A 25,680-nucleotide genomic window follows, 5' to 3' on the forward strand; every position below is an offset into this window, starting at 1 on the left:
GCGATTATTAAAGATGTGTTTGTTTTATCGATATTAATGAGCCCCTTTGGCCGGTTGTCTTCGGTACTCACAACAATGACAGGGTGGTGAGTGTAAAGCCCATGCGTTAGAGCCTACAATGCTCTTCGACTACGTTCAGGTAGGTTTAAGGCCTTGCAGGCGTATGAGTGGATAACCCTGCCCACTTCTATCAGCGGAAAACGCCCAAACAATCTCAAGGCATCACCGAAGCCCGCTCACTTAAAATAAATTTCGTGATTGCTGAATTGCCTACCGTATCAGCAGACATCGTTAAGTTTTTGCCAGTGTATTTTTGGCAGTTAAGGGTTATTGCGCCGGATTGTCCGCTGGTTTTGAGCATGGTGACGGATTGCAGGTCGCCGGGGATGTTGGCGCCAAACCAGTGGCCGTCGGCTTTTTGTTTCCAGGTTACCAGGGCAAACGTTTCGCCGGGTTGGTGTTGGGTGCTGTCGGTGGCGTCTTTTAATGCAGCCGCGTTACCATACAGGGTGTTCATGGTTGCCTGCTTTTTGTTGATGGACGAGGTAATTACCTTGAGCCCCATTTTGGTAAGATCGAACGATGGCGGGAAGGATGCCTCCTGATTTAGCGGGTTGCCCGGCGGGTTTGAACAGGCGGCCACGAATAACGAGAGAATGAATAATATGCTATAATTTAACGGTTTCATGGCTTAAAATTTTAGGGGTTCGGTAAATACAAAATCATTGTCTTTCATTGGGCGGTGGCAGTTTATGCATTCGGTGGCAAACATTACGGTTTTACCATAAGGCACCATTTTTGGCGTTTTGAAACGGGCAAAGCCCCAGCCTTTGGTCGAGGCGTACTTTTGGTCGTCCTTAATCATGTATTCAACCTGCTTAAAAGCACCGGTTTTGGTATTGCCATCTTTATCCGATAGCTTATCCCAGGCAACCTTGGCGAAAATAGTACCGTTTGGCCAGGGGTTAATATGCCCGTCTTTAATTGCCTTAACGGCTACGTCGTTGCCGAAGATCACCCGCATGGTGCCGTTATCAAAACGATCTGTAGTGCTGATGGGCTGCCAGTTTTTATAGTCGGGTATATAAGTGATGCCATTAAGCGCTGTAGGCAGGGGAGTGGCCGGGTGTGGGTTTTGTTGTTGCAGATATTGTTTTTCCAGCGCATTAGTTTTGGAGGTGTCGGCAGGTTTATTGTTTACCATGGTGAGCAGGTAGGCTTTCAAAACCTGCAAGTCGGCTGCCGAAACTTTGGCTGAAGGATGAACCATGGCGTAACTCTTAATGGGCATGGCACCCTCGGCAATCTGGTTAACCGCTTCCCAAAGTTTGGCCTGCTGGTCGGGTTTTGCCATGCTTTTCCAGTCTGAAAAATTCAGGCCTTTACGCCCGGCTTTTACATGGGCTGCCACCTGCCAGTATACAGGCTGGATCTGGTCGTACCAGCGCAGGTCGGTTTGGTTGGAATGGCAATCATAACAGGCTCGCTGCAATATGGCTTTGACCTGTACAGGGGCCTGGATGTCGCCTGTACCCGATGGGTGGCTGATCGTCGGGCGGATAAATTGGATCAGCACAAAACAAATGAATAACGCCGCAATGATATTGACGGAAATTTTCTTGAATGACATAGGGGATCTTGTTTCTCTAAAGGTACGTTTTATAAACTGACACCGTAGCTGTACATATGTTACGGTGGTATTAAAATGTGACTCTTTTTTGATGGAAAATGCGGTAATTAACGGGTAAAAACGAGTGGAAAAGGTAAAAAATGAATGGTTTTTGAGCCCAAATAGACGTTTTTGACCCATAAAATGCGTTAAAATGGATTTAAAAACAGGCTTTTTTAGGTCGTTTTGGGTGTTTTTTGATGGTTTTGTGTACCAACTGTAAAGGTCGACCGATTCCGTGTTCCTTCTACTAAACAGGCTAAAGCGGCAAAATCCAGATTTAATTCCCGTATGCCGCTTTTTTCATTGCTTATAATCCGCTGTAAATAAGCAATAAATAAAGACACAAAATTTACTCGGGAAGTTCAACACCCAACAAAGAACGAACATTATTTCCCGACAATTTTCTTTCGGTGTACAATTCCCCAATCTGAAAGACAATAAGACGGGATTATTGGTTGACGATGGTTTCACCAAAACGCAAAAAATAATTGTTTCAAAAGTATAAGTTTCTTTCAAATCCCTGTTTCTTCCGGAAACAGGGATTTTTTGTTGCTTAAAATAACTTTACCGTAGTTACACTTGTTATTCGCAAATTTAACTAAGCCAAAGACAGTTAACAATACGTTAATAGCAAAAAAGAAAGGCAGCTACTTTATATAGTAACTGCCTTTCTTTCAGGTAGCGGTAGTAGGATAAATTTTAATCCAGGCCCGTGAATTATAATCCTTTTACAATCGCCAGTGATTTTTCGACATGCTCGGTAGGTGAAATGTGGTCGTTTTCTGATGAAAAAACCGCTATAATTTTACCGTCTTTACCAATTACATAAGTGGTGCGCGGGATGAAACCGTGGTTAACCTCTATACCGCGTACGTCTTTCATTCCAAGCTTTGGTGGATTGATTAGCAGGCCGTACATTGCCGCAATTTTACCTTCGGCGTCTGACGCGACTGCGAACTTGCCCGCACAGTAATTCGGATCGGCAGAGAATGTATTCAGTCGCTGAATATCGTCTCCGGAAACACCGATAATAGTGGCTCCTGCCGCTGTAAATTTATCCTTTATTTCAGCGAAGGCATGAGCTTCCGCATCACAGCCACCGGTATAGGCAGAAGGATAGAAGTAGACTACAACCGGCCCTTTGGCCAGGGATTTTTTTAATGAAAAATTAAATTCACTACCTGCCAGGCTGGCTTTAGCAGTAAATATAGGTGCTGCATCTCCTTTTTCCAACATCTTCGATTGGGCAAAACCAGAAAGGGCTGTTAGGAGTGAAATGCTGAAAATTAACAAAGACAGACAATAATATTTTTTGATCATAGCAGATGGTTTTAATTTCTTATGTTGTTATGTCAAATCTACGATAGTAATAGAATATAGGTTTATCTGTCATTAAAATTTTACTGTGGGTTTACAGCTCATTAAAGCCTCAAATATTTCGACTTGAGGCTTTAACTTTGTGGCGGAGCAATAATGGTTACGAACCATTCGTGCTAAATTTGAATCAGCTAGATGATTTGTAATTCTATAAGTCTGTCAAAATAGGAAACATTAGAGATCCCTGAGACCGCCATCCAGCAATAGCTCGGCACCGAGCATAAAGGCAGAGTCGTCCGAGGCCAGGTAAAGAGCTGCAGCCGCAAGTTCCTCCGGCATAGCTACGCGCTTAATCGGTGTGAAATTTCCCATAGCTTCTTTCATTGCATTGGCTTCTTCTGCGTTACCGGTGACCGATGCGAACACCGGTGTATCTACAGGCCCCGGCGTTAATGTGTTAACGCGTATTTTTCGGTCAAGCAAATCGGCAGAAAAACTGCGGGCCAGTGAACGCACGGCGGCCTTGGTTGCTGAATAAGCCGAATGGTTAGGAATACCCTTACCGTTGACTGTCGAAGAAATCAGTACCACCGACGCGCCGTCTTTTAATACCGGAAGTGCTCTTTGTACCGAAAAAAAAGCGCCTTTGAAATTAATATCGCTTACTTGGTCAAATTGTTCTTCAGTAAAACTCGCCAGTGGCGCTAAAACATAAACACCTGCATTCACAATCAACGTGTCTATCTTACCCAGATGGTCTGCTACTGTTTGATAGATTCGGGTCAGGTCATCCGGTTTGGAAACATCGCCCTGGATGCCGAGGCCGTTGGAGCCGATCTCGGCGATGGCCTGATCTATAGTTTTTTGGTTGCGGCCGGTAATGGCGACTTTAGCGCCTTCCTGTGCAAAACGTTTGGCGATGGCTAAACCGATACCGCTGCTACCCCCTGTAATAACGGCTACTTTATTGTTCAATTTTTGTGGCATAATATTAAATTTTAGACCACAAAGTTGAGGACAATCGTACTTACAGAACGATGAACTAGCTTAAGAAAAACACGTGAACTGGTTCACTTTTTTCGCACCTTGTCGTTACGGATCTTCGACAGGAACTCGCGGGTCATATTAAGATAAGAGGCGAGCGCGTATTGCGGCAGGCGCTGCACCACTTGCGGGTATTTGGCAGCAAATTCATTATAACGTTCTTCGGCGCTTTGCGTTAAATTAGATACGATGCGCCGCGCAAGGTAAGCCGCCGAATGCTCGGCCATCACCCGGAACAGTGTCGCCAATTCCCAATTGGAGTCTTTGAGTTGCTGCTCGGCCTGGTGATCAATCTGGAGAATGATACTATTTTCTAAGGCTTCTACGAACTGCGTGGCCGGCGTTTGGTGAATATAACTGTTATAGTCCGAAAGCCACCAGTCCTCAACTGCAAACTGTATCGTATGTTCGTTTCCCTTATCATCTATCACATAAGAATGAAAAGCGCCTTTCAAGACGTAAATCCGGTATTTGGCGACAAAACCGGGTTGGATGAGTAATTGTTTTCTTTTGACCTTCACCACCTGGAATGCGGTGATCAGCCGCTCCATATTTTCAGGCGAAAGGCGGGTTTTATGATTTATGTTTTCGATAAAGGGCGACAGGTCTTCCATGGTATTCAATTACAAATTAACGCATTTTTCGGGAAGCATTTTTTGTGAACCAGTTCACCTTTTTTGAGGGATAGGTTGGGTAGTTTTGTTATCTGCTATTGGGGCTGATCCTGATTAGTGTTTTTTTTAACGCATTCAACAAATAAACATCATGGAAAAATTTGCATTACTCGCACGCCTGGAAGCTAAACCCGGCAAAGAACAGGAAGTGGCTGATTTTATAAAAAGCGCTTTACCTTTGGCTCAAGCCGAAACAGAAACTGTGCGTTGGTACGCTCTTCAAATCGGGGTATCTACTTTCGGTATTTTCGACACCTTTACGGATGAGGCCGGCCGCAACGCGCACCTGGGCGGCGAGATCGCCAAAGCACTGATGGCTAAAGCACCTGAGTTGCTGGCTACAAGTCCGATAATCGAAAAAGTAAACTTGCTGGCGATTAAATAATTCCAGGCTACTTACCACAGGCTTTAACCTGCGGGAGCGGTAATCGGCGCTGGTGGCTTACAAATAAAGTAATCGGCGCCGCAATGCTCTGAAGTATCTTTAGGATTAGTTACTCGTATGATTTTCTTTGTAATTCGACTGATTATTCGTAAGCTTAATCAAGTCAAAGTCAAGCTAAGAACCGTTAACAATACGTTAACAAGAATGAAAAGGCCCATTGCAAATAAATGTAACAGGCTGATTTTTATGTAGAAGGGACACGCAATCGGTCGACTTTTGTTGTTGATGTTGAGGCGATTATAAATGCGAAAAATATAATTGAAAGAATTAACGTAGTTTAACTCTTTTCGTTTGAAAAGGAGAGAGTACTATTCAACACCTATGCCATTTAACTTTTTTGGATGATTTTGGGATTGAAGTAAATAAAATCTGCTGATGCTGCGCTTACAAATAAATGGAGTGTTGTAACGGCGGCAGCGGGTGAGTATCAGTTTGCCTGTAAGATTAAAGAGTAATGATCGGGCTGGCACGAAAGTTTCAAAATCCCTAAAGATGAAATTTTAAATGAGTTCATTTAATTCATCATCCGGTAATCATTCGGCGTAACGCCTGCTTTTTGTTTAAATAAACGGGTGAAATGCTGCGGGTATTTAAAGCCCAATTCGTAGGCAATTTCACTCGCAGATTTATTCATGTCAAACAGTCTCTCTTTCGCCACATCTATCACTTTTGATTGAATGTATTCCAGAGCAGATCTGCCGGTTTCTTTCTTCACCAGGTCACCAAAATAGTTGGGTGATAAATGTAGGATTTCGGCGCAATAAGCTACGGAAGGCAGGCCTTCGCTCTGCGGTTTATCGGATGAAAAATAGCCTTTCAATAAGTATTCAAACCGTTCCAGGATTCCTTTGTTTGCATTGTCGCGCGTAATGAACTGGCGGTCGTAAAAACGGATGCAATAATTGAGCAGTAACTCGATGTTGGATGCAATCAGTCCTTTGCTGTGCTTGTCTATATTTTGATCCAGTTCATACTCGATTTTTGCGAAGCAATCAATCACAATACTTTTCTCTTTATCCGACAGGTGAAGCGCTTCATTTACATCATACGAAAAGAAAGAATAATCCTGAATGTGTTTGCCTAATGGAGTGCCGTTTATCAGGTCGGGATGAAAGAGCAATACCCAGCCTTTCGGGGCAAATAGTTCAACGCCGGGTTCCACACCTATCACCTGTCCGGGCGCTACAAATATCAGGCTTCCTTCCTGGTAGTCATAGTGCCTTTTTCCATAGCGTAATTGGTCATAGTGCAGTTCTTTCAGACCCACCACATACAAACCAATGTTGAATGATTTGGCGGGCATCGGTTGCGCTTTCGAGAGATCAATCACCGCAACCAGCGGATGTTTGGTAGTTATGCCCCGCATGGTATTGTATTGCGCGATGCTGCTGATTTTTACAATCTCTTCCATACCTTGTTCTTTTATCGCTACAAAATTACAGGTTTTCGCAAGCTTTTTTGATACCGGCCTTCCCAATCAGTGTTATTGGTAAGAAAAACCGTAATCTGTATACAAAACGGCTCGCCCTTCTTCCGCAATTTTGCATCAGTAAACATACAAAATGAAAACACGACAATTAGGAACCTCAGGATTAGAAGTGTCCGAACTTGGTTTCGGCTGCATGGGATTAAGCCATGGTTATGGTCCGGCAACAAATGAAAGCGATGCCATTGCACTCATAAAAAAAGCTTATGAATTGGGCATTACTTTCTTTGATACCGCAGAAGTGTATGCACAAGGCGCCAATGAACAATTGGTAGGAAAAGCATTGCACGATGTACGTGATAAAGTAATCATCGCTACCAAGTTTGGCTTTAAAAACGGCAAGAATACAGATGGTTTGGATAGTCGCCCGGAACGCATCAGGCAGGTGGCGGAAAACTCGCTCCGGTATCTGCAAACCGATTATATCGACTTGTTTTATCTACACCGTGTGGACCCGAATGTGCCTGTTGAAGACGTTGCCGGAACCGTAAAGGATTTGATTGCCGAAGGCAAAGTAAAACACTTTGGTATGAGTGAAGCCGGCGTGCAAAGTATACGCAGAGCGCATGCCGTACAACCCGTGGCAGCCCTGCAAAGCGAGTACTCCATGTTCTGGCGCGAACCTGAAAAAGAAATCATTCCATTGCTTGAAGAATTGAGCATTGGCTTCGTTCCGTTTAGCCCGTTGGGCAAAGGGTTTTTAACGGGTAAGATGAATGCGGACACTGAATTTGACAAGACCGATGCCAGAAATATCTTCCCTCGTTTTACCAAAGAAAACCGCGAAGCGAATCAAACCATTGTTGACCTTGTAACAAAGATTGCGGGAGAACATAACGCAACGCCAGCGCAGATTGCATTGGCATGGCTGCTGGCGCAAAAGCCATGGATTGCACCTATTCCGGGAACCACAAAAATGACTCGCTTAGAAGAAAATATAGGTGGTGCATACATCAACTTAAGCGATGATGATTTAGCCAATGTCAACAAGGCTTTGGACAACATCAGCCTTCAGGGGGAACGCTATCCCACAAGCATGGCAGACCTGCAAGGCAGGTAAGCAAGCCATACTCCCGGTGATATGGCTTCTAATTTCTATGGACCGCCGCAACCGGAATTGAATAAATAGTTCAGCTTGCATACAAAATTAAGTAATCTAAAGTAGATAGGTATAAAGTGATGAATATAACATTAAATAACGGCATAAAAATGCCACTGCTTGGTTTTGGCACTTACTTGCTTCGAGACGGTTTAGAGTGTGAGCAGTCTGTGCTAAATGCTTTAAATATTGGCTACAGACTGATCGACACAGCCGCGGCATACAATAATGAGGAATCGGTGGGCAGAGCGATTAAAAGAAGTAATGTCAAACGAGAAGAAATCTTTGTGACCACAAAATTTTTGCCAGTGGATCCCGGGTATGAGAAAGCAAAGCGCGCCTTTGAAGCATCACTAAAAAAATTGGGTCTTGACTATATTGATCTATACTTGATTCATATCCCGCAGGGAGACCTCAATTCCTCCTGGACAGCAATGGAAGAATTATATAAAGAAGGTAAAGTAAGGGCTATAGGTGTAAGTAATTTCAATATGAATCAGATTCAGGATTTACTTAAGCAGCATAGTGTGATACCAGCAGTCAATCAAGTGGAGACACATCCATTTTCCCAAAAAACAGAAATGCAGAAAGCTTTGAAATCTCAAGGCATCCAGTTGGAGTCATGGGCCCCCTTTGCTCAGGGTAAAAACAATCTTTTTAATAATGCACTTTTAAAAGCGATTTCAAGCAAATATAATAAGAGTATTGCCCAAGTGGTTCTACGATGGTTAATTCAAAAAGAAGTCGTGGTTATTCCGAAATCAGCAAATATGAAAAGGATAAATGAAAATTTCAATGTATTTGACTTTGAGTTGTCTTCCGATGATATGACAACTATCAAATCGCTAGATAAAGGTAGTGGACTAATTTATCATGTTTAAAAGACGTTTAATGGTAATCGAATGTAATCATCGAAGACATCTCCTCCAATCCAATCAAGCCCTTGCGCCAAACAGTAATATTTTTCTCTGTTATCCGTAGATTATATCTATGGATAACATTATGCATATAGCCTCCGACTACCCCAAACGCAAAAAAGCCTCAAATCTTTCGACTTGAGGCTTTCTCGTTTGTAGAAGGGACACGCAATTGGGCGGCTTTTGTTATTGATGTTGAGGCGATTATAAATGCGAAAAATATAATTGAAAAATTAATGGGGTTTAATCCTTTCATTGGAGAATCGGGGGGCACAATTGGCCCTTTAAACAATTCTAAATATCAAACCTATATCTACAAAAAAATGACCGGTTCAAAGCGCATTGGGCTTTATTTTCTATATCGCTAAAAAAATGGCCTAGTTACTGGTTTTTAATGCAGCCTCTTTAAATACACCATCTCTAGCGATGGCAAACGGCAATGAAAGGTTTGCCAGAACCCATTCATGAAAATCCTTTATATTAAATTTATCTCCTAATTTGACCTGTAATTCGGCTTTCCATTGGGCTATTTGTGCAGCACCGTAATTGTAGGTAATGGCCTGAGCCGGCCAGTGCCTTACCCTTTGAATTTCGCGCATGGCAATGTCATCCTGATTATTTACATGCTTTTTCCAGAACGCCAGCGCTTGCTGATCCGTCCATCCATAATAATTCACTCCAATATCCATTGGGATTCTTACCGCCCTTACCAGGTCCCATTCCCAGTGGCCGAGCTCATCATAAGGCGTTTTGTAAACACCAAGTTCCTTACCATATCTTTCCACGTAGGCCGCCCATCCTTCAGCAGAACCTACGTAAAAAAAAAGGTCCTGCACGTTACTATGCGGCTCCTTCTCATTTATGGAAGTTTGATAATGATGCCCCGGTATCGCTTCATGAAGAAAAAGCCATCCGAACTGCCTGCTGTTATAGGGCTTACCGGATAAGTTATAATAAAATGTTCCGTCTCTGTAAAAACCAGGCGTGTGCACCACCAATTCTTTGGGCCCCTGTTTAATTTTTACTACCGGGATTTGATGGGGGTAAAACAAGACGTTCAACCTGCTGTCTATATTTTCCCGGGTCTGTTCAAAACGTTCCTGAATAATCTCCGGATTATTTATCAAAAATTCGGCGCTATTAATTTTACGGTAAAAAGCAATTGAATCCAGTCCTGTTTGCCGGCGAATAAAGTTTATGTGCGTATTTGCATCATCTACTTCATTCAATCCAAACTTAAAAATTTCATCCGGAGTAACATCTGCACCCAGCCACCTCTTTAACAGATAAGCGTACCATGCTTTGCCGTCTGGAATTGCAGCTATATTATTGTCGGGCACTGTCGCCGGAGAATAGGTTAACCATTTTGTTTCCAATTCCAGCCTTTCCAGGTTCATCGTCGTTTCGAACTTTATCTGAAGATAGTCCTGTTGCTGAACGGCTGAAAGTGTAGACAGTTTATATTGACGCAATTGATTTTTGATACTATTAAAAAATACGATTTCTTTTTTGATGGTATCCTTTGGCTCTATCTCGTGCAGATCATCGATGTAGCCCATTCCTAATCCTGGTATAGGAAGAGCATGGTAACCAATAACAAAACTATGGGTAAATGTGTCGAAACTTGGTTGCGGTTTCGGATTAAACAAGGAATAAGCGGTAAAAATTAAGGCAGCGTGAATTTTCATGGAGTAATAAAGGTGGATAAATACGTAAATCCCCTACTTTAGACTCGCAAGGGCTCAATATAGACAGCTATTTTTGTTTATTCGACTAAGTATTACACTTCTTGTTACATAAAAAAATACTATTCAAATAAATTATTACAGCTAATCCTTGGTTGTTTACAGACCGAGTCTGAATCGTTTTATAAAAAACCTGTTTGATTGGGAAAGGATTTATTATAACTGATCGATATTTTTTAGCTATAGTATAAGCGTAAAAGATTAGTTGACGGTTGCTTTATACAGTACTGGATTTTGACAAAATGCCATTAAGTATAGACATTCCGGGGTGTTGAAACCCGCAGTGTACGTCAAAAACGTTAAGATTCGCTTGAAAACCAAATTGCGTAAATTATTGCGATATTTGAATAATTAATTTTCGCGACATTCTGGGTATGATAGCGGATAAAGGTCTCTTTTTCGCGATCTGCTTCAAATAAATTCATGCCCATTGTTAAATCTCTAAGCAAGATCGAACAATAAGGCAACTTAGATGTACTCAATCTAAGAAAGACGACAAAGTTTTAAACCGGAATAAGGTGGTAAATTTGAGCGGAATCTCGAGGTTAATGACTATGTTTTTTGATAAAAGATTGGTCGAACCTTTAACCATGTTGGTTATGAGTATATTATATAAATTATACCGATTCGGTTAATCGAAGCAAGATCGAACATGTAAATATCTATATATCAATTATTTACTAAAATTTACAATTTAAGATCAATCGTAAAAAACAACAAAGCCTTGAAAGTGCTTGACTCTCAATAGAGAAGTTCGACTTTCAAGGCTTTCGCCGATTGCGTAGCGGGGAGCAGGATCGAACTGCCGACCTTAGGGTTATGAATCCTACGCTCTAACCATCTGAGCTACCCCGCCTTATATTTGTGTTATTGCTGCCGGTATGGTAACGCCGGTTGCTGTATTGTTAATAACACATCCTAAAAAGGTTTGCAAATATAGCAGAAATTCGTTTTCTTTAGAAAAAATGTTAACATTTACTCCTAATCGCGTTATTCTATTGTAAACCTGGTATGTCTGAAAAGAAAAAATTCACTATGGAGTATGAGATAAAATCATCTCCGCGCATTCTATATAGCTTTTTAAGCGAATCAAACGGCTTAACACAATGGTTTGCTGATGACGTAACCGTTCGCGACCAGGTGTATACTTTTACCTGGGATGATGAACAGCAAAACGCCAAATTGCTAATGCTTAAAGAAAACAAGCTGGTTAAATTTCGTTGGGTTGATGATGATCCGCAGTATTATTTCGAGATGGAAATTTTGCAGGACGAGCTAACCAATGATGTAGCCCTGGGTATAACCGATTTTGCTACCGAAGAAACTATTGATGAGCGTAAACTCATCTGGGATAATCAAATTGAATACCTCATTAGCGTATTAGGTGCCTGAGCTAATACAATTTTCCTTAATTTTACGTTTTTAAATTTGCACTGTGCTTAATTAGGCATCGTGCATTTTATTCCCAAAACGCTGATATATCCTGATGAAAAAAATTCATCTTTTAATACTTAAATCATTTATAAGGCCTTTTCTATCAACCTTCATTATAGTGATGTTTGTGTTATTGATGCTATTTTTATTCAAATACATCGATGATCTTATAGGTAAAGGATTCGCCTGGTACGTTATTCTGGAGCTGATGTTGTATTCATCGGCAACCAATGTGGCTATGGCGCTGCCCTTATCTGTACTGCTCTCCACCATCATGACCTACGGCAGCCTTGGCGAAAATTATGAGCTGGTGGCTATAAAAGCGGCCGGTATATCGCTAAGCAGGGCCATGTACCCCATGATCATTATCGTATCCATACTCAGTGTCTCGGCGTTTATTTTCTCCGATTATATGTTGCCGGTGGCCAACTTAAAGTATTTTTCTCTTTTGTATGATGTAAGGCAGCAGCGCTCGGCAACGTTATTACCCGAAGGTGTGTTCAGCAACAGCTTCCCCGGTTTTACCATCAGGGTTGAAAAAAAAGGAGCCGATGGCCAGGCGCTATATGGCGTTATGATCTATAAAAAAGATCAGAATTCAGAAAACAACTCGGTACTGTTTGCCAAAGAAGGTAGAATGTACCGTACTCCCGGCGATAAGGATTTGGTGTTAAAGCTTAAGGATGGCGTTCGCTATGAAGAATCGGCAGGAGATGTTGGTTATAACACCCGCCAACGATTAATGCGCTTCCGTTTTAAAGATATGGAACTGAAGTTTGACCTTTCGGGCTTTAAGCTTTCCCGTACGGACGAAAATGGGTTTAAGTCTGCGTTCCAGATGATGAACATAAAACAATTACGCAAGTACAAAAAAGATACACAGCATGCTATTGATAGTTCTGTACAGGTCGGTTATCGTATGATAACACCTTACATGCGGTATTTTAATCTTCCTAAAAAAACAACTACCGCAAAAGCACCAGCCCTTGCCATCGCCAATAAAAGTTTAACACTTAGCGAACAACTTGCCGCTGTATCTAATGGTTCCAGTGAAGCACGCTCTATCCAGAGCCTGGTAAAAGATAACGATTCCCGTAATCACGATAATGCCCAAAATATCCGTAAATCATTGGTTGAGTATCAAAAGAAATATACCCTATCGGCAGTTTGCCTGGTGTTGTTTTTAATTGGTGCCCCACTTGGAGCCATTATACGTAAAGGCGGCTTAGGCCTGCCGGTGGTTGTATCAGTAGCATTTTTCCTGATATATTACATCATATCAACCATAGGCGAAAAATCAGTAAAAGATGGTAATGTATCGCCAATATTAGGTATGTGGATATCCATTATTATTCTAACACCTATAGGGCTTTTCCTATCATACAAGGCGATAACTGATTCAGCTATATTTGATGCCGACTCTTATAAAAAGTTTTTTAAGAGGATATTCCGCCGGGCAGAGGCTTAATATATTTTACAAAGCACCGACCCTATTAACTTTATTATCCTGTAACTTTGTTCAAATTTAATACAAAGGCAACCTTTGCAGCTTGCCGATACGTAACCGTACAACCATGTTAAATACAATACTTGAAGCGATAGAGGCTATAAAAGCCGGCAAAACCATAATAGTTGTTGATGATGAAAATAGGGAAAACGAGGGCGATTTTTTAACCGCCGCCCGTAATGCGACACCCGAGACTATAAACTTTATGGTAAAGTATGGTCGTGGTTTGGTTTGCGCGCCTATTACCCGCCAACGTGCCCGTGAGCTTGATCTGGAACCGATGGTGAGCCATAATACCACATCGCACGAAACAAACTTTACCGTTTCGGTTGATGTGCTGGAAGGGTGTACTACCGGCATTTCTGCTTCCGATCGTTCAAAAACAGTATTGGCTTTAATTGATCCTGCTGTTATGCCTGAGCATTTAGGTCGGCCGGGTCATATATTCCCGCTAATAGCAAAAGATGGTGGTGTGTTGCGCCGTACAGGCCACACCGAGGCTGCTATCGACCTGGCTGTTTTAGCCGGATTTGAGCCTGCCGGTGTAATATGCGAAATTATGAAGGAGGATGGCGAAATGGCCCGTTTGCCTGAACTATTAATTATCGCTAAAGAACATGATCTTAAAATAGTATCTATAAAAGACCTGATAGAATATCGTTTGGCTACAGAATCAATGGTTACCCGCGAGGTTGCTGTGAAAATGCCAACCGAGTGGGGCGATTTTGATATGATAGCCTATACCCAAATTGATACCGGCGAAAACCACCTGGCGCTTGTTAAAGGCACCTGGGAGCCTGATGAACCGATACTGGTGCGTGTGCATAGTTCATGTGTTACCGGCGATATTTTTGGCTCATGCAGGTGTGATTGCGGCCCTCAGTTGCATAAAGCCATGGAAATCATCCAAAAAGAAGGTAAAGGTGTTATTGTATACATGAATCAGGAAGGCCGTGGCATTGGTCTGGTAAACAAACTAAAAGCATATCATTTACAGGAAAACGGCTTTGATACTGTTGATGCCAACATAAAATTAGGCTTTAAAATGGATGAGCGCGATTATGGTATTGGTGCGCAAATATTGCGCAGCCTGGGTGTATCAAAAATGCGTTTATTATCAAATAATCCTAAAAAACGTGCTGGTTTAATTGGTTATGGTTTAGAGGTTGTTGAGAACTTACCAATAGAAATAGCACCTAACCCACATAACGAGGCTTACCTGTTAACCAAAAGAGATAAAATGAACCACGCTATACTGCGCGATCATTAATTATCATCCCCGTCGGATTTTTCATTGCTGTTTGAGCCCGGGCTGGGTGGTTCTGTTAAGGTGGGGGTATCTGTCTTAGGCGGAATTGGAGTAGGTGTTTTGCTCTTACTCTTACTGCCGCTGTTTTTTCTAAAGAGGTTCCTGAAAAACTCTCCGAAGGTATCAAAATCACGCTGATAGGTAAGGCCCACACCGTTTACATATTGAACGCTCAACTGGTCAATGGTATTTAAGGTGGTGGTATTTAATACCCGGTAGGAGTACTTGGCCGTAAGGTCTCCGCTCTTGCGCAACAAATATTGTGCTTCAAAATCCTTGGTTAGGCTGTTAAAATTTGAATTGAATAAACTGTTTTGTGTGGAGTTGTTAAACAGGTCATTACTGCCGGTGGTGGTAAATAAGCTCCCGTTAAATACCAGCCTGCTGTTAAATAATCTTAATGATGCGCTCGCGTCATTAAATGAACGCAGGTTTAAGTCGAAATTCTTGATGTTTGATTGTGAGATAAAGGTGTTCAATTTATTAAACGCGAACTCGCTCACCGCTTCGCCGGCTGTACTAAATACCTGGTTAGTTAAACTATTTGGAGTTCCTGATGCAAAATTCCGGCGCACAATAATACTTAATGCCTGCTGGCTACGGTTATTATAATCGGTAAGATAAGTTCCCAAATCATCCTTAATTGATGGATCTGTAGGGAAGTTAAAATCAAAGTCGATAGTTGGGTGTAATAACGATTTGGTGATGATCAGTTCAGCCTGTACCAGCACGTTTTCCGCTCCTTTTGGTGATGCCAAACCTGCCGCCTGGTAAAGTGGCGAAATGTCTGTACGCACCTCGTAAATAGCATTCAGGTTAATGTCAGCATTGGCCGGGTCGCCTGTCCAGCGTATGGTGCCGCCCTGGTTCACGGTAAAGTTTTTACTGATGAAGTTTTTAGCCGTAAACTCAAACTTTCCTGTCGATATTAAAAAGTCGCCGTACATGTTAAAATCACCTAGACTGTTAATATTCAGATTTAGGTTATTGGTTGTGCCGCTACCTTCTAACACGCCGTAATCCGTAGTTATTTTAACTATAGTTTTTTCATCAACAGTAAGGTCAAGGTTAAGTGTTACCCCATCAAAAGCATTTTTAGGCGCTACTACTTTGGTGCTGTCTTTATGGCTTACAAATCTTATGAAATCATAATCTCCGGCGGTTGTTGAAGTGTTCAGCGGTATGTTAAACACCGTACCTGCAAGCGTATGTGCTTTAATATTAATATTCATGGTATTAACAGGGCCATTGAATGAGAATGTGCCCGTACCGTAAGCCTTGCCATAGTAAAGGTGATTATCCCTGAATGTAGTATTTAAAGCAAGCAAGTTTTTAGCGGTTACTGTTGCCTCTATATCGGGGTTATCTAAGTTATTCAAATCAACTTTACCTTTTACCTCTCCCGTGCCTCCGTACGCATCCTTTAATACCATGCCGTCAACATCAATAACACTATTGGTTACTGTTAGCTTATCACTAACTGTAAATGCGGTTTTAAGGTAATTAACAGTAACGCCGGTATTATCCAAAGTAACTGTACCATTCATTTGTGGCTTAGATGCCGGGCCGGTAAGCGACAAATCGCTTGATACGGTGCCTTTAGGGTCTGATACAAGGTCGCGGATAAAAGGATCAAATATTACCGTTTGCACATGGTCCATTTTTACTTTAAAATCAAGCGCGTTAGCCTCGGCCTCCTTGGTAAGATTGTAAGCCCCGGTAATATTCATGGTTTCGGTGCCATTGTTGTTGATACTCATTTTTACATCAGCTTCCTTACGGTCATTACCCAATGTTGATTCAATTTTTACATCGCCAACCAATGTTTTATTCATGTTTAGCGAGTCGATGTTTAAATGCGCGTCTATCCCCGGCGTATTTGTAATAGAACTAAATGTCACATTCCCATTAAGCGATCCTTTTAAGGATACACCTGAAACTTTGGTTAACTGGTCAAATGTGTTCATGTTGAATTTCTCGAACTCCAGCTTCAGTTTATCCTCCGGGTTGCTGGATATAAACCCGTTTATCTTAACCTTTTGCGGGCCATTTGATAGCTGAAAACCATCAATCTCGGTTTTACCATCCAAAAATTTTATCCTCACCTGGTCGGTTAGTTTCCAGTCTTGATGCTCCAGAATAACATCCGATGGAAGCAGTTTTAATTTAGCCGTAGTATCCCGCCCAAATTCAACCAAACCGTAAAGATCCAGCTGGTTAGTCGCGTCTTTATCAGCCAGTTTTATGTTGAAGTTAAGGCTGTCTCTTCTAAGTGCGTTTGATATGTCAATATTTTTGATGAACAGGCTATCCGTAATGTTTATTTTGCTCAAAGAAATGTTCAGCCCTAATTGACCATTGGTTGTACTTTCGTCCAAAATAAGGTCATGGAACACTGTCGTGCCATATTGGATGGTTTTAACATAGCCATTTAATGTAGCTGTTTCATTTGATGAGTCAAACTCACCCACAAAAGTTCCCTGGTCAGGTATTTTTAGGTCCGGATCAAAAAGCGCCAAAAGCGGACTCATATTTTTAAGCGCCAGGTTAAACTCAAAGTGCTGCGGTTTGGGAGTAACGGTGGCTATGTTTAACGATGGGATATATTTCTTAGCGATCTGTTTAAAATAAGATGGGAGCGTAGCCAGGTCAAACGAACCATGGATATTGGCCTCCGCAATGTCTGATTTTAGTGCCAATATGCGGTTGTCACCCTTGCCATGAGCTGAAAGATCAATGGAATCCACCACGTAATTATTTCTCGGATCAATTATCCTGATCGGTGTAAGCTCAATATGTCCCTGTAAATTCTCAAGGCTATTCCCGCTGAATTTGGTTTTAAGTACTGTTGTTAAAGTGATAGTATCTTTCAACAGTTTAAGCGTATGCAGGTGCGCATCTTTAATATCCGCGGTAAAATTATAAGCGGTTAAAGCAGGGTTCAGGTCCACTGTTCCCGCCATGTTTAGCTTAACATTGTTATCATTAATGCTGATTTTGGCATCAGCAATTTTCTTTATAAAAGTGCCTTTTACATTCAGGTTATGGTAATCGTAACCATTATAGTTGATATAGCCTATCTGCGCATCTAAATTTTCGGTCAGGTTTTTAAGCTCGTCACCGCTTCCTTTAACGTTGGCAGATAGGGTAGCGCGTCCAATGGCATCGTTATCGAGCAAGCCACCCAAATCAAAGTCTGAGGTGCTTATTTTGCCGCTATATGCAGGGATTCCTTTTTTGTCGATCTTTAAGTTAATATCCGGATCGAAGCGGCCCAGCTTAGTTTTAAATGTGCCGAACGCCACAAAATCATTCTGTAAACCTGTAAATCTCCCGGTAAAATTAATGTTGCCAAATTTGCCTATCATGTCAGGCACCTTCGCGCCTTTCGTCCCGGTAAAGTTGCTGTATAAATAATCCAGGTCCTTTTTATTGGTTGATAGTTGGTCGAATTTCAGTTCCAAAAAGGTATTGTCCCAATCAGGCAACCCTCTCAAACTAAAATCCCCGCGAATGTAGGTTGCCTGTCCGCCGGTTATCAATAAATTTTTAGCGGTCAGGTGGCGTACCATACCATGTATCTTACCATCAACCCCAAGCTCAAAATGCACATGATCTAAGCCATCTGTAAAAAGGGAAATATCTTTTGACGATACATGCGACGATTTGAAATCGGCATCCATCATCACCTTATCCTCAATGTCTGCAAAATCATCAAAGGATTTAAATTTCATCCTGAAATAATCCTTAACCATGGAGTTGGCTGTTTGCAAAAACAGGTGCTTGGTGAGTATCAGGTTGGTATCAACCGTCGCGTCGGCGGTAAGGTTCTTGATATATGCGCCACTTTTTTCGTGCAGGGTAAGGTTGTGTACATAACCTTTAAACAAGTGGTGTATAACGTCCATACTGTCAATCACCGTACTGAACTTTTTAACATCAACATCATCAAAATTTACCCCCTTTATCAGGGTATCTACTGTGTAATTCTTATAGCGGAAATGGAGGTTATTAACCGCTACTTTCCCGAAAATTACATTCCACGGCTTACCGGTTGATTTTGAAGTATCGGGGGAACTAAAAAAGTCAACAATAAATTTAACGTTGCTGGTGCTGTCCTTATATTCTTTTAAATAAACAGAACTGTTATCCAGTTTTACCAGGCTCAAATCAAGGGTATGCTGTTTTATGCTGTGGAATAATGAAAACGCGTTGATGTCGACGGTTAATTTTGACATGTTAACCAGCGTATCTTTTTTCTGGTCCAGCACATAAAAATCTTCCAATACTATAGACGAGAATGGTTCCAGGTAGAGGCTACCTATGCTAACCTTGGTATGCAATTTTTCAGATAGATAGGCTGCACCCTTCCTGGCTGCCCAGGTTTGCACGGGTTTATATTGAAAAACAAGTAACAGTATGCTCAGCGTCAAAAAAACGAGCAACACCAATCCTAACGCTATTTTGAGTACTTTTTTAATAACTTTGTATTTAATTCAAAAATTAAAAGTAAAAATTCAAAACTTTTGAAGCTTATATGCGGATGTTTTGACTTTGTTTTTAACCCAAGGTTCAAAATAAAGTTTTATCACCGCGTAAATATCATCCCAACTTTGACTTTTAACTTTCGACTTTTAACTTTTTACCATGCCCATAATACTTGCCATTGAATCCTCTTGCGACGATACCTCTGCAGCCATTTGTGCCGATGGTGTGATATTAAGCAATGTTATTGCTAATCAAACCATTCATCAGGCTTATGGCGGTGTTGTACCCGAACTTGCTTCGCGTGTTCATCAGCAAAACATTGTCCCTGCGGTTCAGCAAGCATTACTTGCCGCAAAAGTAAGTAAAAATGATGTTACTGCGGTAGCTTTTACCCGCGGACCTGGACTTTTAGGTTCACTTTTGGTAGGGGTGTCATTTGCCAAAGCTTTTGCCTTGGCAAAAAACCTGCCACTCATAGAAGTTAACCACATGCAGGCCCACGTTTTGGCTCATTTTATAGGTGATCCAAAGCCATCGTTCCCTTTTTTATGTCTGACGGTTTCAGGCGGACATACCCAGATCGTTTTGGTAAAGGATTATTTCGATATGCAGGTTATCGGCCAAACTACTGATGATGCAGCAGGCGAGGCAATGGATAAAACCAGCAAAATATTAGGCCTGCCATATCCTGGCGGCCCGTTGATTGATAAACATGCCCGCTCAGGTAATCCTGACGCCTATAAATTCCCTGAGCCCCAGATACCCGGATTGGATTTTAGCTTTAGCGGGTTAAAAACGTCGATCTTATATTTCATCCAGAACAACGTTAAGCTTAACCCCAATTTTATTGAGGAAAACCTGAACGATATTTGCGCCTCGGTAGAAAAGCGCATAGCCACCATTCTGCTCAACAAACTTAAACGAGCCGCTGATGAGTACGGTATTAAAGATATTGCCCTTGCGGGAGGCGTATCAGCTAATACAGGTTTACGCGAAGGCTTGCTGGCCATGGGAAATAAAAACGGCTGGAACTGCTTCATCCCCAAACTGGAGTACTGTACCGATAATGCCGCGATGATAGCCATCGCCGGTTACCACAAATACCTGAAAGCCGAATTTGTTGGTCAGGATGTTGCGCCATTGGCCAGGATGCCATTATAATCCCTCAGCCTAAAAGGGGAACATTTGAAAAATATTTTAACTTTGCATTCCTTCAACTCCCCCTTTAGGGGGTCGGGGGGTCAGCATGAACGGAGCCGCCTACATATTTTGGATAATTTTCGTAATCCCCTTAATAGCATTTTTAGTGTGGCTGGTACGCCAGGATAAAAGAAAAGGCACGATAGGCCTTGCCGTAATAATAGGGTTGGTGGTTATGGTTGTCATCTACATGTATTATAAACACATGTTTGCGCCTTATACTAAGGTGTATGATTTTTAATTCTTATTTCTCTAAAGGTTTACGACATAATTTTAAGTCTCCCCTACCGGGGGAGATTTAGTGGGGGCTCCTACTGACAAAATACTGTCAGCACAAATCTCATTCTAATTTCCGAAATTTGAATCTGTCGGCAATCATACTGATGGCCTGTTAATCAATTCGTTTAACTATATTTATCCGGCAAAGCAATTAATACCTTGCCAATATGGCATTTAGCGGCCAAATTGTAACAACGGTATACGTTTTGTACTCTAAAATCAAACAATAATTAATCAATCTACAAAAACAATGAAAAAGCTATTCACAGCAATATTATTAGTAATGTCTGTTATGGGTTTAAGCTCGTGCAGTTACAACAGCATGGTGCAAATGGACGAGAACGTTAAAGCCAAATGGGGCGCCGTTGAAAGCCAGTACCAGCGCCGTGCCGATCTGATCCCTAACTTAGTGAACACCGTTAAAGGCGTAGCCAACTTCGAGAAAAGTACTTTGGTTGATGTAACCAACGCGCGTGCAAGGGCAACATCAATACAGGTTGACCCAACTAAGCTTACACCGGAAACAATCCAGAAATACCAGGCAGCGCAAGGCCAGTTAAGCACCGCCTTAGGTCGTTTATTGGTAGCATCAGAAAACTATCCGCAATTAAAAGCTAATGATAACTTTACCGCATTACAGGCACAGTTAGAAGGTACCGAAAACCGTATCAATATTGCCCGTTTAGATTTTAACAGCGCGGTGCAGGAATATAACAGCAAGATCCGTTCGTTCCCGGCAAACATAACCGCCAAAATGTTCGGCTTTACCGAAAAAGGTTATTTTCAGGCAGATGCCGGTGCAAGCAAGGTGCCTACTGTCCAGTTCTAATTTAGTGATTAGAGGTTGGAGGCTGGAGATTAGTAACTTCAGTCTCTAATTTTACCTTTAATAACTAATCTCTAACCTCCAATCTCTAATCAACTAACAATGGCTTTATTTACCGAAGAAGAGCAACACCGCATACGTATCGCGATTGAAGATGCCGAAAAGCATACTTCAGGGCAAATACGGGTTTGTCTCGAAAAAAACTGTAGCGAGAATGTACTTGATCGCGCAGCAAAATATTTCCATAAGCTGGATATGCATAAAACCAAGCATCGTAACGGGGTATTGGTATATGTGGCTACTGTCGACCGCAAATTTGCTATTATAGGCGACGCCGGGATCAATAAAGTGGTTCCTGCTGATTTTTGGGATAGTACCAAAGAGGATATGCTGGAGCATTTTAAATTAGGCGATTTGGTGGAAGGTATTGTTACCGGCCTTAAAATAGCTGGCGATCACCTGCAGAAATTTTTCCCGCATAATGCCGATGATACTAACGAATTATCCGATGACATTGCCTTTATGGACGGCGAATAAAAACAAACATCATGTTTAAAAAACTTATACTTTTCTTTGTTCTGCTGGCAAGTGGTTTTACCGCTTTCTCACAGGATTTTCCACCTAAGCCCAATGCGCTAATAACGGATTATACCAATACGTTATCTCCCGGCGATCAGCAATTGCTGGAAAATAAACTGGTGGCTTTTAATGATACCTCATCAACACAGATAGCTATCGTGCTGATGAAATCAGTAGGCGATTATGACATCGACCAATACGCCGCGGCACTTGGTCGCAAATGGGGCATAGGTCAAAAAGGCAACAACAATGGCTTGCTGATATTGGCAGCTATGGATCAGCATAAAGTAACTATACAGATCGGTTATGGATTAGAAGGTGCTGTTCCGGATGTAATTACCCATGAGATCATTCAAAACGATATAACCCCTCGTTTTAAACAAGGCGATTATTACGGCGGATTAGACGCGGCGGTAAACGACCTCATCAAATACACAAAAGGCGAATTTAAGGCCAGTAAAAAGCCTCAGCATGGCAGTAATAATGGCAATGCAGCAGGTATAATTATAGTGATCATCATTTTTATCCTGATCATGATTTTCCGTAACCGTGGCGGCGGCGGACAGATCATCGGTGGCAGGGGCGGAGCAAGTCCGTTCTGGTGGTTTTTAGCCGGTGATATGTTAGGCAGCTCAGGTCGTGGTGGCGGCTGGGGCGGAGGCGGTGGCTTCGGCGGCGGAGATTCCGGCGGTGGTGGCGGCTTTGGCGGTTTCGGTGGCGGCGACTTCGGCGGCGGCGGCAGCAGCGGCAGCTGGTAAACCTGGTAGTTATGTTTCAAAAAGATTTTATGCTGAATGAAGCTCGTAAATTTGCCGAGTTTTTGGCTAAACTGATGGGCTTAAAGGCTGAAGGTAACTATACGGAGTTTGATCATCAGCTAAGTGGCATTCTGCAAAAGGAATATGATACTGACCTGGGAAATTTGTTGGCTTTAAGTGAAATTGAATTTGCCGAACGTATTCGATCTGAAACTTACAGCATTGAAAAATTAAATGCTCTTAGCCAACTATTATATATGTTTGCAGAGCCTTTTAAGCAAGATGAGAAAATACAACTTTTATTAAAAAAGGTATTGGCAATTTTCGATCTGTTAGAACAAAAACATCATTACGAGTCTTTCGAAAATATTGATAAACGAAAGACGATATATAAATACTTCAGCCAACAATGAACGCTCTTACCTGGAAAATACTTCACTCCGAATATATACACAAAGGCCCCTGGGCAACCCTAAGAACCGATAAATGCGAAATGCCGGATGGGCGCATAGTTGACGACTATTATGTACTCGAATACCCAAATTGGGTTAATGCCGTAGCTATTACTGAAGATAATAAAGTACTGATGGTGCGCCAATACCGCCATGCGGCAGGCATTGTGTCATTAGAAATACCCGGAGGTGTAATTGATGGCGACGAAAAACCTGAAGTGGCCATGCGCCGCGAATTGCTGGAAGAAACAGGCTATCAGTTTGATGATATTGAATTGATTGCCACAGTTTACGCCAACCCATCCACTGCCAACAACCATACCTACTGCTACCTGGCCAAAGGCGGCAAAAAAGTGCAGGATCAAGATCTTGATGAGCACGAAGAGCTAATAGTTGAAGAATACACCATCGCCGAAATAAAACAACTCTTAGCTGATAATAAGATAATTCAGGCTCTGCATTGCACCGGCTTATTTTACGCGTTGATGAAGTTGGGGGAGATTAAATAATCAATTCTTAGATCAAGTCCGGCAACTTTACACCCCGAAGCGTCATTGCGAGCGAAGCGTGGCAATCCCAGGCTTTACAGCGCCGATGGGGGCTAGCCAACATTAATTTTACACCCTGTCATTCTGAACGAAGTGAAGAATCTGTAAAGTAGTTTACACTGTACAGATTCTTCGTCCCTCAGAATGACAAAGCTATTTATAAACATTGCCTGTTAGACTTACGAAGTTTCAAAAAACTTCGTAAGTCTAAATTAGGTCTCTAACGTCATTGCGAGCGGAACGCGGCAATCCCAAACTATACAGAGCGAATATGCAAAGTCGGGGATTGCCGCGCTTCGCTCGCAATGACGGGTGTAGAGAAAAACCGCTGCCAAACGAAAAAGGCGCAATCCCTTGCGCCTTTCATTATCTTAACGTCCGAAATCCGAATTGCCTTACGACATCTTCAATTTCTTCTGAATATCGGCAACGTAGCCTTTAAACTTCTTATCAGTATCAATCAAATCTTCAACGGTTTGGCATGCATATATCACGGTAGAGTGATCGCGGCCACCAAAGAAACTACCAATTGATTTTAATGAGCTTTTAGTATGCGCTTTAGCCAGGTACATTGATATTTGCCTTGCCTGTACAATCTCGCGTTTACGGGTTTGTGACTTTACCATATCAATTGGCACTTCAAAATACTCGCAAACCAAGTTTTGTATGTACTCCATCGAAATTTCTTTCGATGAGTTCTTCACAAAGTTTTTCAGCATTTGTTTAGCCAAATTCAAATCTATCTCCTTACGGTTCAAGGTTGATTGTGCTAATAACGATACCATGGCACCTTCCAGCTCACGTACGTTATTATCTATATTGTGGGCAACATATTCTACCACATCGTTTGATAATTCAATACCATCCTGGTAAATCTTGTTTTTCAGGATCGCCATACGGGTTTCCAAATCAGGAATCTGCAAATCAGCGGATAGTCCCCATTTGAACCTTGAAAGCAAACGTTCTTCTAAACCAGCCAAATCTTTAGGCGCTTTATCCGATGTGATGATCAACTGCTTGCCTGATTGGTGCAGGTGGTTAAATATATGGAAGAAGAAATCCTGTGTTTTTTCTTTACCGGCAAAGTTGTGTACATCATCCATGATCAGTACATCAATCGCCTGGTAAAAGTTCACAAAATCGTTTATGTTATTGTGTTTAAGGGCATCAACAAATTGCTGGGTGAATTTCTCGCATGATACATAAAGTACCAGCTTATCCGGCAGTGTTTGTTTTATTTGGTTACCGATGGCTTGCGCTAAGTGAGTTTTACCTAAACCAACACCACCATATATCATTAATGGGTTAAATGAGGTACCACCCGGTTTTGCAGCTACCGCGTAACCTGCTGAGCGGGCCAAACGATTGCAATCACCTTCAATAAAGTTTTCGAAGGTGTAATTACGATTAAGCTGTGGGTCAACATTTAATTTCTTTAAACCGGGTATTACGAACGGGTTCTTAATATCCTTATTTATAGAAATAGGTATCGGCATCGACTGATTCTTTGATTCCGCTCCGTTTCCGTTTGAAGGCATGTTTGTTGTATATGGTTTGCTTGCAGATGACTGTTCAACTACAATATTATACTCTAAACGCCCATCATCACCTAATTGTTTTTTTATAGTCTTACGTAACAGGCCCACGTAATGCTCTTCAAGCCATTCGTAAAAGAATAAACTTGGTACCTGTATGGTCAATACACTGCCCTCCATCCTCAAAGCTTTTATCGGCTCGAACCAAGTTTTAAAACTTTGAGCCGGTATGTTATCTTTTATGATCTGGAGACAGCTATTCCAAACGTTAGTACAAGTTTTTTCCATATGTATTATTATAAAAAGTTGATTTCCAACCCCCAGTGAAACATCCTTTGAGGCTGCTACGGAACATCGAATATTCTA

22 protein-coding genes and 1 tRNA gene are annotated in these 25,680 nt (G+C 41.8%); 13 read left to right on the forward strand and 10 right to left on the reverse strand.

All coding sequences use genetic code 11. The features are described 5' to 3' along the window. Nucleotides 1–214 precede the first annotated feature (214 nt). The 5 genes from GSQ74_RS06310 to GSQ74_RS06330 all read right to left on the reverse strand — a co-directional run bounded on the left by GSQ74_RS06310 (nt 215) and on the right by GSQ74_RS06330 (nt 4,647). Entirely contained in the window at nt 215–688 is a 474-nt protein-coding gene (locus GSQ74_RS06310) for a hypothetical protein (RefSeq protein ID WP_158991177.1), read from the reverse strand. Nucleotides 689–691: 3 nt separating this feature from the next. Next, entirely contained in the window at nt 692–1,630 is a 939-nt protein-coding gene (locus GSQ74_RS06315; protein ID WP_158991180.1) for a heme-binding domain-containing protein, read from the reverse strand. A 759-nt stretch (nt 1,631–2,389) separates the two neighbouring features. Then, nucleotides 2,390–2,992 (reverse strand): peroxiredoxin, encoded by a 603-nt coding sequence (locus GSQ74_RS06320; RefSeq protein WP_158991182.1) that lies wholly within the window; start codon nt 2,990–2,992, stop codon nt 2,390–2,392. A gap of 231 nt (nt 2,993–3,223) precedes the next feature. Beyond that, nucleotides 3,224–3,976: an SDR family oxidoreductase gene (locus tag GSQ74_RS06325; RefSeq protein WP_158991185.1), complete on the reverse strand. Its 753-nt coding sequence runs from the start codon at nt 3,974–3,976 to the stop codon at nt 3,224–3,226. An 83-nt stretch (nt 3,977–4,059) separates the two neighbouring features. After that, on the reverse strand, nt 4,060–4,647 hold the full coding sequence (locus GSQ74_RS06330; RefSeq protein WP_158991188.1) for a Crp/Fnr family transcriptional regulator: 588 nt from the start codon (nt 4,645–4,647) through the stop codon (nt 4,060–4,062). Nucleotides 4,648–4,798: 151 nt separating this feature from the next. Here GSQ74_RS06330 and GSQ74_RS06335 point away from each other — a divergent pair, with 151 nt between their 5' ends. After that, entirely contained in the window at nt 4,799–5,092 is a 294-nt protein-coding gene (locus tag GSQ74_RS06335) for a putative quinol monooxygenase (protein ID WP_158991191.1), read from the forward strand. 574 nt (nt 5,093–5,666) lie between these two features. Here GSQ74_RS06335 and GSQ74_RS06340 read toward each other — a convergent pair. Further along, the gene (locus tag GSQ74_RS06340; protein ID WP_158991193.1) at nt 5,667–6,563 is read right to left on the reverse strand and encodes an AraC family transcriptional regulator; all 897 of its coding nucleotides are present in this window, start codon (nt 6,561–6,563) and stop codon (nt 5,667–5,669) included. A 151-nt stretch (nt 6,564–6,714) separates the two neighbouring features. Between GSQ74_RS06340 and GSQ74_RS06345 the strand changes: the two genes are divergently transcribed. Further along, nucleotides 6,715–7,698 carry an aldo/keto reductase gene (locus GSQ74_RS06345; RefSeq protein ID WP_158991197.1) on the forward strand — a complete coding sequence of 328 codons (984 nt, stop codon included), beginning with the start codon at nt 6,715–6,717 and terminating at the stop codon, nt 7,696–7,698. A 119-nt stretch (nt 7,699–7,817) separates the two neighbouring features. After that, nucleotides 7,818–8,618 carry an aldo/keto reductase gene (locus GSQ74_RS06350; protein WP_174236916.1) on the forward strand — a complete coding sequence of 267 codons (801 nt, stop codon included), beginning with the start codon at nt 7,818–7,820 and terminating at the stop codon, nt 8,616–8,618. Nucleotides 8,619–9,031: 413 nt separating this feature from the next. On the opposite strand, the gene GSQ74_RS06355 is transcribed toward GSQ74_RS06350, so the two are convergent. Beyond that, nucleotides 9,032–10,342 (reverse strand): DUF885 domain-containing protein, encoded by a 1,311-nt coding sequence (locus GSQ74_RS06355; protein WP_158991201.1) that lies wholly within the window; start codon nt 10,340–10,342, stop codon nt 9,032–9,034. A gap of 839 nt (nt 10,343–11,181) precedes the next feature. Continuing rightward, nucleotides 11,182–11,255: transfer RNA gene (locus tag GSQ74_RS06360), tRNA-Met, on the reverse strand. Nucleotides 11,256–11,410: 155 nt separating this feature from the next. Here GSQ74_RS06360 and GSQ74_RS06365 point away from each other — a divergent pair. The 3 genes from GSQ74_RS06365 (at nt 11,411) to GSQ74_RS06375 (ending at nt 14,610) form a co-directional block, all read left to right on the forward strand. Beyond that, on the forward strand, nt 11,411–11,791 hold the full coding sequence (locus GSQ74_RS06365; RefSeq protein WP_158991204.1) for an START-like domain-containing protein: 381 nt from the start codon (nt 11,411–11,413) through the stop codon (nt 11,789–11,791). Nucleotides 11,792–11,885: 94 nt separating this feature from the next. Next, a complete protein-coding gene (locus GSQ74_RS06370) occupies nt 11,886–13,301 on the forward strand; it encodes an LptF/LptG family permease (protein WP_158991207.1) in 1,416 nt (471 codons plus the stop codon). A 106-nt stretch (nt 13,302–13,407) separates the two neighbouring features. Further along, a complete protein-coding gene (locus GSQ74_RS06375) occupies nt 13,408–14,610 on the forward strand; it encodes a bifunctional 3,4-dihydroxy-2-butanone-4-phosphate synthase/GTP cyclohydrolase II (RefSeq protein WP_158991210.1) in 1,203 nt (400 codons plus the stop codon). On the opposite strand, the gene GSQ74_RS06380 is transcribed toward GSQ74_RS06375, so the two are convergent. Continuing rightward, nucleotides 14,607–19,040: a translocation/assembly module TamB domain-containing protein gene (locus tag GSQ74_RS06380; protein ID WP_158991213.1), complete on the reverse strand. Its 4,434-nt coding sequence runs from the start codon at nt 19,038–19,040 to the stop codon at nt 14,607–14,609. The two genes, GSQ74_RS06375 and GSQ74_RS06380, sit on opposite strands and share 4 nt — an antisense overlap. Nucleotides 19,041–19,296: 256 nt before the next feature. Here GSQ74_RS06380 and tsaD point away from each other — a divergent pair, with 256 nt between their 5' ends. From tsaD to GSQ74_RS06415, 7 genes are all read left to right on the forward strand, one after another. Further along, a complete protein-coding gene (gene tsaD / locus GSQ74_RS06385; RefSeq protein ID WP_158991216.1) occupies nt 19,297–20,298 on the forward strand; it encodes a tRNA (adenosine(37)-N6)-threonylcarbamoyltransferase complex transferase subunit TsaD in 1,002 nt (333 codons plus the stop codon). An 85-nt stretch (nt 20,299–20,383) separates the two neighbouring features. Then, nucleotides 20,384–20,578 carry a hypothetical protein gene (locus GSQ74_RS06390; protein WP_158991218.1) on the forward strand — a complete coding sequence of 65 codons (195 nt, stop codon included), beginning with the start codon at nt 20,384–20,386 and terminating at the stop codon, nt 20,576–20,578. A 288-nt stretch (nt 20,579–20,866) separates the two neighbouring features. Continuing rightward, a complete protein-coding gene (locus GSQ74_RS06395; protein ID WP_158991220.1) occupies nt 20,867–21,445 on the forward strand; it encodes a LemA family protein in 579 nt (192 codons plus the stop codon). Between the two features lie 99 nt (nt 21,446–21,544). Next, on the forward strand, nt 21,545–21,979 hold the full coding sequence (locus GSQ74_RS06400) for a TPM domain-containing protein (protein WP_158991223.1): 435 nt from the start codon (nt 21,545–21,547) through the stop codon (nt 21,977–21,979). An 11-nt stretch (nt 21,980–21,990) separates the two neighbouring features. Beyond that, on the forward strand, nt 21,991–22,779 hold the full coding sequence (locus GSQ74_RS06405; protein WP_158991226.1) for a YgcG family protein: 789 nt from the start codon (nt 21,991–21,993) through the stop codon (nt 22,777–22,779). A gap of 11 nt (nt 22,780–22,790) precedes the next feature. Beyond that, nucleotides 22,791–23,192, forward strand: coding sequence for a hypothetical protein (locus tag GSQ74_RS06410; protein WP_158991229.1), 402 nt, complete (start codon nt 22,791–22,793; stop codon nt 23,190–23,192). Next, entirely contained in the window at nt 23,189–23,740 is a 552-nt protein-coding gene (locus tag GSQ74_RS06415) for an NUDIX hydrolase (protein WP_158991232.1), read from the forward strand. Before GSQ74_RS06410 ends, GSQ74_RS06415 begins: the two co-directional genes overlap by 4 nt. Nucleotides 23,741–24,174: 434 nt before the next feature. Here GSQ74_RS06415 and dnaA read toward each other — a convergent pair whose 3' ends face one another. Next, a complete protein-coding gene (gene dnaA / locus GSQ74_RS06420) occupies nt 24,175–25,602 on the reverse strand; it encodes a chromosomal replication initiator protein DnaA (RefSeq protein ID WP_158991235.1) in 1,428 nt (475 codons plus the stop codon). Between the last annotated feature and the right edge of the window lie 78 nt (nt 25,603–25,680).

Origin of the sequence: Mucilaginibacter sp. L196 (genome assembly GCF_009765905.1) — a bacterium.
Classification (GTDB): domain Bacteria; phylum Bacteroidota; class Bacteroidia; order Sphingobacteriales; family Sphingobacteriaceae; genus Mucilaginibacter.